We start from the raw sequence: 11,406 nt of genomic DNA on the forward strand, positions 1-11,406 counted from the left end.
TCGCGCGGCAAGGGGAGGGGAGCGGGGATGCGATCGGGCGTTGCCGCTGCGCGGCGCTTGTGCCATCACCGGCACGAGGCGAACACAAGAAGAGGGAAGGCTCGTGCCCCTTAATGCGGCCCGCCGGCGCATGATGGTCGATACGCAAGTGCGGCCGTCCGACGTCACAAGTTTTCCGATCATCGACGCGATGCTGAACGTGCCGCGCGAGCGGTTCGTTCCGGCCGGCCTGCGCGATGCGGCCTATGCCGAAGAGGATCTGCCGCTGGCGCCCGGTCGGGCGATCCTTGCGCCGCGGACCTTCGCGAAGATGCTGGGCGAGCTCGAGCTCAGGCCCGACAGCGCGGTCCTCGAGATCGCGAGCGGGCTCGGCTACGGCTCTGCCGTGCTGGCGCGGCTGGCCGGTTTCGTCGCTGCCGTCGAGGATGACGCCGACCTTGCGGCGCAGTCGCAGGAGACGCTTTCGGAGCTCGGCATCGACAATGTCGCCGTGATGACCGGCCCGCTGGCGCAGGGCGCCGCCGAGAGCGGACCCTACGACGCGATCATCATCGAGGGCGCGATCGAGCGATTCCCCGAGGGGCTGGACGCGCAGCTGCGCGACGGCGGCCGGGTCGCGGCGATTTTCATCGAAGGCGCGCTGGGCATCGTGCGCATCGGCTACAAGCACCACGGCTCGATCTCCTGGCGCTACGCCTTCAATGCCGGCGCGCCGGCGCTGCCGGGCTTCGATGCCGCAAAGGCATTCACGTTGTAAGAGGCTACCGCGCCGGGGCGCGGTCCGATCAAGAACAGGCGGGACAGGCATGACACGATCCATCAAGGCGCGACTTCTGGGATTCGCGGTCTGGTGCGGGGCGGCGGCCATCCCGGCGGCAAGCCTGCAGGCCGAGACGCTGTCCGACGCCCTCTCCGCTGGCTACGAGAACAGCGGCCTGCTCGAGCAGAACCGCGCGCTGTTGCGCGCCGCGGACGAGGATGTCGCCCAGGCCGTCGCCGCGCTGCGCCCCGTCCTGAGCTGGAGCGCGAGTGCCTCGACCTCCTGGCCGCGCGAGAATCTCGACCGGACCGGGCAGGACTACCTGCAGACCTCGCTCGGCCTGACCGCGCAGCTGACGATCTACGACGGCGGCCTCAACCAGCTGGCGGTCGAGGCGCAGAAGGAAACGGTCCTGGCCACCCGCGAAAGCCTGCGGGGCGTCGAATCCGACGTCCTGCTGCGCATCGTGCAGGCCTATCTCGAGGTGCAGCGCGCCAGCAGCAGCGTCGACCTGCGCCAGAACAACATCCGCCTCATCGGGCAGGAGCTTCAGGCCGCGCAGGACCGCTTCGAGGTCGGCGAGGTTACCCGCACCGACGTCAGCCTCGCCGAGGCGCAGCTGGCAGCGGCCCGCGGTCTTCTCGCCTCCGAGCAGGGCGGGCTGACCCAGGCGATCGAGGAATTCCGCGCCGCCGTGGGCCGCGCCCCCGACAACCTGGCCGCCGTGCCGCTGGCGCCGATCCCCGATTCGCTCGAGCAGGCGCAGCAGATCGCGCGGCGCAACGCGCCCGACCTGCTGCAGGCGCAGCGTCAGGTCACCATCGCCGAGTTGAACATCCGCCGCGCCGCCGCCGCGCGCCGCCCGAATGTCGCGTTGCAGGGCACCCTCGGCCTCGACCCAAACAACGACTTCGAGGATTCGGAGCAGCTGTCGCTCAGCGTGCAGTCGCCGATCTACCAGGGCGGCGCGCTCTCCAGCGCGGTGCGGCAGATCCAGAACCAGCGCGACGCGGCCCGCAACGCGCTGATCTACACCGCGCGGCAGATCGACCAATCCGTGGCCAACGCCTATTCCCTGCTGGCCGTCGCGCGCGCGACCCGCACGGCCTCGGCCGCGCAGGTGCGGGCCAGCAACGTCGCCTTCGACGGCGTGCGCGAAGAGGCGACGCTGGGCGCGCGCACCACGCTCGACGTGCTGGACGCCGAGCAGGACCTGCTTGACGCGCGCACCAGCCTGGTCTCGGCCGAGGTGGACGAGACGCTCGCCACCTACTCGATCCTTGCCGCCATCGGCCTGCTGACGGCCGAGCACCTGGAACTGCCGGTGCAGATCTACGACCCCTCCGCCTACTACAACCTCGTCAGCGACGCGCCCGCCGGGATGTCGCCGCAGGGGCAGGCCCTGGACCGGGTGCTGCAGTCGATCGGCCACTGATCACCGCCGCTGTGCAACCTTGTTGTTGTGCAGCGGCCTTCGGGCTACACTGCATCTAGAGGCGACGCAGGATATCCCATGCCCGATCCGGTCACACAGAGCGAAACCGAGGACATGCTGTCCTCCGTGCGCCGGCTTCTTGCGCAGGACGAGAGCGGCGCGGCCAGGCCCCCCATGGGGCAGGGCGCACAGCCCGGATCACGCCGCCTCTACCTCGAAGAGACCTACCGCCAGGACTTTACCGGGGGGCCGGGCCGGGCCGCCAATAGCGTCGGGCCGGTGATGCGGCCCCTGGCCGCCGCCAGCCCCGAGCAGGGGCCTGTGGCCGGCGACAGTCGGCCCGACCGCGCCGAGGCCCCGCGGCCCGCCGCCGCCGACCGGCTGGTCCTGACGCCGGCGCAACGTGTGGACGCAGCCGAGGCAAAGCCTGAGCAGCCGCAGCGCGCCGCCGCCGAGGCCCTTGGCGAAGCCGTCGCCGCCGAGATCCGCTCGCGCCTCGCCAGCACCATCGCGGAGCTCGAGGCGGCCGTGACCGAGGGCGATGACGAATGGGAGCCCGACGGCAGCGAGGCCGCGCCTGTCATGGACTGGCAGCACGAGGAGCCGAGCTTCATCGGCCGCCACGCCCGCCGCGACACGCAGTCCCAGCCCGCCGGCCCCGCCGCGCCTGTGGCCGCGGCCGAGGTTCCAGCCCTCGCCTCCGATCAGTCTCCAGCCACCGCTCCGCTTTCGCTGATCGACGAGGACCTGATGCGCCGCATCGTTGCTGACGTGGTGCGCGAAGAGCTGCGCGGCGCGCTGGGCGAGCGGATCACCCGCAATGTCCGCAAGCTCGTGCGGCGCGAGGTCTACCGCGTGCTCTCGGCGCAGGACTTCGACTGACCCGCGCCTATTGAGCGCGAGCGGATAGCGGGCCAGGGCCAGCAGCGCCACGATATCCAGCTGAGCCCCAAGGCGCGGCGTGGGTGTCGAGCCCCTGGTCCGGACGCACGGCACGAGGCCCTGCGCCCGCCGAATTGCCGGCACCCTCCACCAGCACCAAGGCTAGTCCTGCCGATAGCCGCGCCAAGCTCTCCACCAGCTGCAGAAGCCGCGACTTGCCGGCGGCGCCATCCGCATCCCCCTGAACTGAACTGCAGGGCCTGAACGAAAAGAACGCGGCCCTGCTGGGGCCGCGTTCTTTTTCAATGGGCCGCCCGGGGGCGGCAGCCATAGAGGCTGTCAGGCCGCCCGCACTTCGGCCTCGGCGGCATGGCGCCGCTCGCTCTCCTCGCGCGACAGCGCGACGGAGGTGCGCACGCCCTTGCCCACGAATTCCATCAGGCCCGAGACGACGCGCTCGTTCGGGTCGATGCCGGCGCAGGACAGAACCTCGCGCCCATCGCGGGAGCGGGCCCAGCGGGCGATCTGCTCGGGGCCGTTGCCATACTTCTTGTCGTCGGCGATCGCATCGTCCAGGGCGGCCAGGACGACGGCGGCGAAGAGCTTGCGCGCGCGGTTGCCCTGTTCGTTGTTGTAGGCAGTGCCGTCAACGAGATCCTTCATGATGCTTCCTTGTGTTTTTTATAGCGTCTGTCGGGCGCTTTTTCTTTTTGATCTTGCCGATCGGCAGGTTTGCTTCACTATCGCGAACCGGCCGTGATTCGGTCCCCCAGTTATGTCATAGCCGCTATGCGCTGGACGCATGGCCGCTGACCCTCTGGTCTGTTCGGCAGCTTGCCGGAGCGGCACCTGCTCGATATAGGCGCGGCCAAAGGGCGATCAACTCCGGTCGCCGATCACCTCAGACAGAGTGACCCCATGCCCAAGATCAACGGAAACGAGATCCGTCCCGGCAACATCCTGGAACACGACGGCGGCCTCTGGGCCGCGGTGAAGGTCGATCACGTTAAGCCCGGCAAGGGCGGCGCCTTCGCCCAGGTCGAGCTGCGCAACCTGCGCAACGGCTCCAAGCTGAACGAACGCTTTCGCAGCGCCGACAAGGTCGAGCGGGTGCGTCTCGACCAGAAGGACCAGCAGTTCCTGTTCGAAACCGACGGCATGCTGACCTTCATGGATAGCGAGACCTTCGACCAGATCGCCCTCCCGGCCGAGCTGCTGGGCGAGCGGCGTCCGTTCCTGCAGGACGGGATGACGGTCCATATCGAATACTACGGCGAAGAGGCCCTGAACGTGACGCTGCCGCAGAAGGTCACCTGCAAGGTCGTCGAGACCGAGCCGGTGGTGAAGGGCCAGACGGCGGCCAACAGCTTCAAGCCGGCGGTTCTGGACAACGGCGTGCGCATCACCGTGCCGCCCTTCGTGGCGCAGGACGAGAGCATCGTCGTCAACACCGAGACGATGGAATACTCCGAGCGCGCCTGACGCCTGACAGGATGGGGGGGGAGGCGGCCTCGGGGGGCATCGAGCCCCCGCTCGGCCGCCACCGCGGCGCCGCGCGGCCCCCCCTCATCTTCTCATGCTAAATATCCCGGGGGAGACCGCGCGCCAGCGCGGGCGGGGGCAGCGCCCCCATGCCCGCCGTCACCTCAGGGCTTCGGCCAGGCGACGGGTCTCGCCGCTGCCCAAAGGGCCCGCGATCTCGAGGATCAGCTTGCGCCGCAGCGCCTCGCCGAAGCGGGCGCGGGTCTCGGCGGTCACGAGAAAGGCCCCGGGCCCGCCGATGATCGCCTCCGCGTAAAGCCGCTCGAGGTCGCGGCCGGCGCGGCCGGGGCAGCTCTCGCAGCCGATGGGCAGCGCGTTGATGGTGATGCCGCGCGCTACGACCGCCTCGCGCGCCGTGGCGATCGGCGGGCCGGAGCTGTTGCCCATCGAATCGCCGGAAAAGTCGATGACCCGCCGCGGCGCGGCGATGTCGTTCTGCTCGATCAGCCGCGCGCCCTCTAGGAGCGCAGCGCCGATCGCGTTGCTGCCATAGGCGCCGCGCGGCCCGGCGAGGATAGCCGCGCCGAAGGCCTCCGCCGCCTCGGGCCCGTCGATCAGCGTCCAGCCCGCGACCACCGACTGGTTCGTCGCCCATTCCACGTAAGTCACGGCGATGGAGCCGTAGAGCGTCCCCTCGATCGCGGCCAGAACCGCCGGGTCGCGCAGCGCCTCGGCATAGCCCTGGCGCTGGAAGGCGAGCTCGCCCGCGTCGATGGAGCCCGAGGCATCGGCCAGCAGAACCAGTTCGAGCGCCGTCTCGCGCGGCGCCGCGGACTCCTGCGCGGGGGCACAGGAAGCGGTCAGGCAAAGCATCAGGCAAGCGACGATCGGGCGCATGACGCCAGCCTAGGGCAGGGAGATGACGCAGGGGAAGCGTCTTCATCGGCTGAGCCCCGACAAGGCCCCGGGGCGCCACGGCTCTGCCTGCTGAAGTTGCAAATGCCCAAGACTAGCCTTCGGTCAGCGCGAAGGCGGCACCGCCTATCCCGTGCTGTCGCGCGGTGCGGGCCGCGAAGGGTGGCCATCGGCCAGAGCAGGATCGGGGCGGGCGTCTGAGCCGGCGGCGCCATCGACCGCCACCGCGCCGCCCTGCGGGGCCGGTGCCGCGGCCAGCGCGACGCGCTCCGCCGCGGCGCGCAGCCGGGCGTCCTGCGGCTGGCGGACCAGCCCCTCCTGCAGCCGCGCCAACGCCGCCTCGGGGCGACCGGCGGCGGCCAGGCATTCGGCGTGAAGGGCCACCGCCTTGGGCCAGTAGCAATCGAGGCGGGCCATCGCCTCGAGGTCGGGCAGCGCGGCCTCCACGCCCCGCTCCCGCAGCAGCAGCTCCGCCCGCCGGTAGAGGGTCTCCGTATCGGCCGGCGAGAGGGCCCGCGCGCTGTCCAGAAGGGCCAACGCGGCCTCGGCCTCCTTCAGCTTCAGCCGCGCCCGCGAGGCCTCGTGGTAGAGGCGCGGCAGGGCGAGGCCGGCGGCGATCGCCGCCTCCAGCGCCGCGGCTGCCTCTGCAGGGTCCGTGCGGGCCAGCATCAGCCCCATCCAGGCAGCATGGGCCGGGACGTGCGGGGCCGCCTCGGCGGCCGCGCGGGCGGCGCGGCGGGCCGTGTCGTGGTCGCGCAGCAGCCAGCCTGCGACCGACAGGCGGTGCTGCAGCATCGCATCCCCCGAGGCCTGCGCGGCGAGGGCGGCGAGGGCGGCCAGCGTGGCCTCCTGCGGGTCGCGGTGGATCGCCGCCAGAAGCCGTAGCCCGGCCAGGTCGCGCGGCGGCACCTGTCCCTCGAGGCGGTCCAGCGCCGCCGCCTCCGCCTCCGGCGGCATCGGCGGATCGAGGCGCGTGCTGCGGCCCAGGGCGGCCCAGTCCCAGCCCAGATGCTCGGGGCGGGGCAGGCGGGGCGCAGCGGGCATCCGCATGCCCTGCGTCAGGGGCACGAAGAGCGGGTCCTTCGGCAGCCTCGGGGCGAGGCGCGGCCGAAGCTGGTGCACGGCGGGCGTCACGGGCAGGAAATTCGCCGGCCCCAGAAGCCGCGCCTCGAGCATGGCGCCCAGCCCGATCCGCACGAGATGCGTCGAGGGTTCGTGCCACCAGGCCTGCGCCGCGCAGGAGGCGGCGCCGCGGAGGTCGCCGGTGCCGATCCGCGCGAGGGCCCGCAGCATCAGCGCCTGCCCCTGGTCGAGCCGGTGGTAGAGCGTGCGCCCCTCCATCAGGCTGCCGGCGCGCTCTGCCCCGGGCCAGTCCCGCGCCTCGAGCCGCAGGGCGATCAGCAGCGGAAAGAGGTAGGACAGGGTCAGCCCGCGCGACAGATGCGCCTCGATGACATCGGCCGCCTCGGCGGGCTGCCCCTCGGCCCGGCGGATCCGCGCGAGATGGTGCAGCGACTGGCCCAGATCGCCCTCCTCGCCGGGCCGCGGGGGGCGGTTGCCCGCCCGCAGGCGCCGGGCCAGACGCCGCTGCGCGCGCTGCGCCTCGGCCGGGGCCAGGTCCTCGGTAACGCTGCGTTTCGGGGCCCCGCCCAGCAGCGCCGCCGCCGAGGAGAAGGCGCTGCCCGCCGGCGCGATGATCCGCGCCGCCTGCGCCATCGCCCAGAGCTGCGCGAAATCGCGCTGCCCCTCGCTCAGGCCGTCGGGGCGTCCCAGCGTCTCGGCGTCGAGAAGGCCGGGATAGCGCGCCGCGAACCGCGCGAGGACCGAAGGGCTGTCACTGAAGAGGATCGGCACGCGTCCCTGCCGCAGCGTGCGCTCCACATGCACCTCGTAGAAGGCGTCGGGCACGTATTTCGCCGGCCAGGCGCGGTTCATCGCCCGCGTCTCGCCGGTCAGGTCGCCGCGCCGGAGGTGGTAGGCCGTCCCGCCGGCGACGGCCTCGGCGATGGCGGCAAGGTGCGGCTTGAGGGCGGGCGCCACGGGCAGCTCGGCCCAAAGCCGGGCCACCTCGGTGGCGACATCCTCGGGCGCCTCGCCGCGCAGGACGATCAGGCCGAAGGGCATGTCGATCAGCGCATTGCCGCCCTCCGCCAGATGCGCGCGCAGCGCCGCGGCATCCAGCCCCTCGGCCGGGGGCGGCCCGATCCCGGCCTCCTGCGCCATGCCGCCCAGCCGCAGCGCCGTCTTCTGCACCGCCAGCAGCGCCTCGCGGTCGATGAAATGCCGCGCTACCAGCCCGGCGTCGAACAGCGTCAGCGGGTCGTTGAAGCTGCGGCCGATGTCATGTGTCTCGTGCCACTGCATGGCCCAGGGCAGATCGAGGCTGTGTGCGAGGCGCATCGCGTTGAGCAGGCAGATGATCCGCGCGCCGAGGCGGTCGTTGCGAAAGGCGATCAGCCGTCCGGTTCCGCGCGTCATCCTGACCCCCGTCACGGCGGGCTGCCGTGCCGGATGGGCTTGACGCGCGAGGATGAAAGGACAGGTTAAGGGCCAATAGAAACCAAGACGAAGGAGGGCGCGTCATGGCCTTCGAACTTCCCGATCTTCCCTATTCCCACGACGCCCTGGCCTCGAAGGGCATGTCGAAGGAAACCCTCGAGTACCACCACGACATCCACCACAAGGCCTATGTCGACAACGGCAACAAGGCCATCGCGGGCACCGAGTGGGAGGGCAAGACGGTCGAGGAGATCATCAAGGGCACCTACCAGCCCGGCGCCGTCGCTCAGAGCGGCATCTTCAACAACGCCTCGCAGTTCTGGAACCACAACCAGTTCTGGACGATGATGACGCCCGACACCAAGGCGATGCCCTCCGAGCTGGAGAGCGCGATCACCGAGAACTTCGGCACTGTCGACAAGTTCAAGGACGAGTTCTCGGCCGCCGCCGCCGGTCAGTTCGGCTCTGGCTGGGCCTGGCTGGTCAAGGCCGCCGACGGCAGCCTGAAGGTCACCAAGACCGAGAACGGCGTGAACCCCCTGTGCTTCAATGAGACCGCGCTGCTCGGCCTCGATGTGTGGGAGCATTCCTACTACATCGACTTCCGCAACAAGCGGCCGGCCTATGTGTCGAACTTCCTCGACAACCTCGTGAACTGGGAGGAGGTCGCCTCGCGCCTTTGAGCGCGACCGACGGCACACTTCGAAAAAGGCCCGCGGCGCAAGCCGCGGGCCTTTTTTCTTGGGCGCTCCGCGCGCCGGCTCCGGCCCGAGGAACCCCGCCCCCCTGCCGATGGTTTTGTCCCGAACCCGCAAGCGAAGGAGATCTGCCATGGCCGAGCGCAAGAAGTCCGAAGACGGCGTCCGCGAGACGGAGGCCTATCTCGATCCCGCCGGCGAGGGTGCGGCGCAGGTCCAGGAAGGGCGCAGCGGCGGCGCCCCCGCGCGGCAGGTCGCCAGCCGCGACGAGGAAAAGCGCGCCGAACAGGACGATCCCGGCGCGACGCGCGTGCGCAAGTCCGACGAGGAGGGCGCCTGATGGCCGCGCTCGAGACCGGCACATGGGTTCTCGTCGCCGATGGCGAGAAGGCGCTGTTCCTGCGCAACATGGGCGACGCGCAGGATCCCAACCTCGAGGTCGTGCGCAAGACCGAGCAAGAGGATCCGCCGAACCGCGATCAGGTCACCGACGCGCCCGGCAGCATGGCCGATGGCGGCCCGATGCAGCGCTCGTCCCTCGAACAGACGGATTTCCACCAGCTCGCCAAGGAGCGCTTTGCCGAGGATCTGGCGGATATTTTGTATCGCCAGGCCCATCGCGGCAAGATCGAGCGGCTGGTCATCGTCGCCCCGCCGAAGGTGCTGGGCGCTCTGCGTCCGCATCTGCACAAGGAGGTGGCGGCTCTGGTGATCGCGGAGATCGACAAGACGCTGACCAACCACCCGGTGATCGAGATCGAGGGCGCGTTGAAGGCCGAGCTGGGCTGAGAAGTCCCTGCGGGGAGTGCGCCGGAGGGCCTTCCACGACCCTCCGGGGCGAATACCATCCGGCACCTGCGCCTGAGTCGCGGACCCGGCGCCTCATTGTTTCACGCATCCGAAAGTCCCCGCGGCAGTCTTTGACCCTACGTAGGGCTGCCGCTATCCTCGCTCGACCATGAAACGGGTGTCTGGCCCGGTAGCGAAGGGGACGCGGTGAGCGGGCAAGCATTGCAGTCGCGCGGGGAAGGCGCGGCGCTGATCTTGGCGCTGGTGCTGCTGCTGGCCGGGTTCGCTGCATGGTGGGTCCTTGAGGGCGCGAATACGGCGCCGACCGTGGCGGGTGAGGCTCCCGAGGCGGGTCTGGCGCTGGCCGCCCCGGCCCCAGACCCTGTCGCGCCCGAGGAGGACGCCTTCGGAGAGGTCGAGATCGACCTCGTGCGCATCGATCCCGGTGGCAGCGCGATCATCGCCGGACGCGCAGAGCCGGGGGACCAGCTGTCGCTGAGCCTGTCGGGTGAGGTGCTGACTAGCGCCCAAGCGGGCGGTGACGGCAGTTTTGTCGCCTTCGTGACCCTGCCGCCCTCAGACCGTCCCCGCCGGCTCGAGATTGCCCGCGATGCGGACGGGCTCGATGCGCCGGCGCGGCACTCCATCCTCATCGCCGCCGACACTGTGCCGCCGATGGAAGGCACTGCACCGGACCAGCAAGAGGCCCCCGCAGGGCTGGCGGGGGCCACGCCGCCCTCGGCCCTGCCGGATCGCGGGGCGCAGGTCGCGGCGGAGCCGTCCTTGCAAGACAGCGAGATCGATCCGTCAGCGCGCGGAGCCAAGGCGACGCCACCGGGGCAGGGCACCTCGAGCCCCGTCGCCTTGGCCTTGGCGGAGGATGCCGAGGCTACAGCGCCTTTCGCAGATGCCGGCCCGGGTTCCGGTGACGAAGGCGGCGCGGAGGCCGAGGGACCCAATCCTGCGGCCACGCAGCCTCCGGTGGCCGCCGCAGCTGTGCCTCGTCTTGCGGGGGAGGAGCCTACCGACGCGCCCGGCGCGCGGGCGGAAGGGGCGCTCCCACCCGACACCGACAGGCCGTCGGCGGAGCCTTCGGACGCGGCTGCCGGGACCGCCGCCGCACCGGCGGGCGGCAGGCAGGCCACCCCGGACTCCGCGGCGACGGCCTCCTCGGATCAGGCGCCTGACCTGCTGGCAGAAGCGGGGCCTGCCCTCGCGCAATCCGTCCAGACCCTCGGCGCCGCACCGCAGGGCGGTGCCGTGCCGGCGGAGGCCGCAGCGCAGGGCAGCCCGGCACCAGAGGCTGCCACCCCGGCGCGCCCGGCGGTGCTGGCGGCTGGGCCCGAGGGGCTTCAGGTCATGGCGCCGGCGCTGGCCCCCGGCGCGCCCCCCGAGGTGCTGGAGGCGGTGGCCATCGACGCGATCACCTATGATCCCGGCGGCGCGGTGCGGCTGCAGGGGCGCGCCCCGGGCGGCGGGGCTGTGCGCCTCTACCTCGATGACGCCCCCGTGCTCGAGGTGCCGGTGGATGCGGATGGGCGCTGGTCCGGACGGCTTGGCGGTGCAGGCGAAGCCGCGATCGCACCGGGCGACTACCGCCTGCGGGCCGACCAGATCGACGCCGCCGGCACCGTGACCTCCCGCAGCGAGACGCCCTTCCGCCGCGAGACGCGGCAGGCCCTTGCCGCGGCCCTGGCCGAGGATATGGCGCAGGACGCCGGCGGCATCGCCACGCGCGTGGTGCAGCCGGGCGCCACGCTCTGGGGCTTTGCGGTGGAGCGCTACGGCGACGGCTTTCTCTATGCCCAGATCTTCGAGGCGAACCGGGACCGCATCCGCGATCCCGACCTGATCTATCCCGGACAGGTCTTCCGCCTGCCGCGGATCGCGCCGGGCGGGCGCTAGGCCCGCGCCGCTTTTCATCCGGCGTCATGGCGCATAGGACT

Annotated in this window: 11 protein-coding genes; 8 read left to right on the forward strand and 3 right to left on the reverse strand. The window is 71.4% G+C overall.

The genetic code is table 11. The annotated features are described in order from the left end of the window. The first annotated feature begins 130 nt into the window (after window positions 1-130). The 3 genes from DFP88_RS11230 to DFP88_RS11240 all read left to right on the forward strand — a co-directional run bounded on the left by DFP88_RS11230 (window position 131) and on the right by DFP88_RS11240 (window position 3,077). Complete coding sequence (locus tag DFP88_RS11230) at window positions 131-757, forward strand: protein-L-isoaspartate O-methyltransferase family protein (protein WP_425450833.1); 627 nt, start codon at window positions 131-133, stop codon at window positions 755-757. A 49-nt stretch (window positions 758-806) separates the two neighbouring features. Next, the gene (locus tag DFP88_RS11235; RefSeq protein ID WP_110814573.1) at window positions 807-2,195 is read left to right on the forward strand and encodes a TolC family outer membrane protein; all 1,389 of its coding nucleotides are present in this window, start codon (window positions 807-809) and stop codon (window positions 2,193-2,195) included. Window positions 2,196-2,273: 78 nt separating this feature from the next. Beyond that, window positions 2,274-3,077, forward strand: coding sequence for a hypothetical protein (locus DFP88_RS11240; RefSeq protein WP_110814574.1), 804 nt, complete (start codon window positions 2,274-2,276; stop codon window positions 3,075-3,077). A gap of 339 nt (window positions 3,078-3,416) precedes the next feature. Here the strand turns inward: DFP88_RS11240 and DFP88_RS11245 are convergent, their stop codons facing one another. After that, window positions 3,417-3,740 (reverse strand): DUF6280 family protein, encoded by a 324-nt coding sequence (locus DFP88_RS11245; protein ID WP_110814575.1) that lies wholly within the window; start codon window positions 3,738-3,740, stop codon window positions 3,417-3,419. Between the two features lie 255 nt (window positions 3,741-3,995). Here DFP88_RS11245 and efp point away from each other — a divergent pair, with 255 nt between their 5' ends. After that, window positions 3,996-4,559, forward strand: coding sequence for an elongation factor P (efp, locus tag DFP88_RS11250; RefSeq protein ID WP_110814576.1), 564 nt, complete (start codon window positions 3,996-3,998; stop codon window positions 4,557-4,559). A 159-nt stretch (window positions 4,560-4,718) separates the two neighbouring features. Here efp and DFP88_RS11255 read toward each other — a convergent pair whose 3' ends face one another. Beyond that, on the reverse strand, window positions 4,719-5,456 hold the full coding sequence (locus tag DFP88_RS11255) for a DUF1194 domain-containing protein (RefSeq protein WP_110814577.1): 738 nt from the start codon (window positions 5,454-5,456) through the stop codon (window positions 4,719-4,721). 144 nt (window positions 5,457-5,600) lie between these two features. Next, a complete protein-coding gene (locus DFP88_RS16860) occupies window positions 5,601-7,952 on the reverse strand; it encodes a hypothetical protein (RefSeq protein WP_146227476.1) in 2,352 nt (783 codons plus the stop codon). Window positions 7,953-8,056: 104 nt separating this feature from the next. Between DFP88_RS16860 and DFP88_RS11265 the strand changes: the two genes are divergently transcribed. From DFP88_RS11265 to DFP88_RS11280, 4 genes are all read left to right on the forward strand, one after another. Beyond that, window positions 8,057-8,656 (forward strand): superoxide dismutase, encoded by a 600-nt coding sequence (locus tag DFP88_RS11265; RefSeq protein ID WP_110814578.1) that lies wholly within the window; start codon window positions 8,057-8,059, stop codon window positions 8,654-8,656. A 148-nt stretch (window positions 8,657-8,804) separates the two neighbouring features. Further along, the gene (locus tag DFP88_RS11270) at window positions 8,805-9,011 is read left to right on the forward strand and encodes a hypothetical protein (protein WP_110814579.1); all 207 of its coding nucleotides are present in this window, start codon (window positions 8,805-8,807) and stop codon (window positions 9,009-9,011) included. Next, the gene (locus tag DFP88_RS11275) at window positions 9,011-9,460 is read left to right on the forward strand and encodes a host attachment family protein (protein WP_110814580.1); all 450 of its coding nucleotides are present in this window, start codon (window positions 9,011-9,013) and stop codon (window positions 9,458-9,460) included. Before DFP88_RS11270 ends, DFP88_RS11275 begins: the two co-directional genes overlap by 1 nt. Before the next feature lie 207 nt (window positions 9,461-9,667). Then, window positions 9,668-11,365, forward strand: a complete 1,698-nt coding sequence (locus DFP88_RS11280) for a LysM peptidoglycan-binding domain-containing protein (protein ID WP_146227477.1) — start codon at window positions 9,668-9,670, stop codon at window positions 11,363-11,365. Window positions 11,366-11,406 lie beyond the last annotated feature (41 nt).

This window comes from Pseudoroseicyclus aestuarii, from assembly GCF_003217255.1.
Taxonomy (GTDB): Bacteria; Pseudomonadota; Alphaproteobacteria; order Rhodobacterales; family Rhodobacteraceae; genus Pseudoroseicyclus; species Pseudoroseicyclus aestuarii.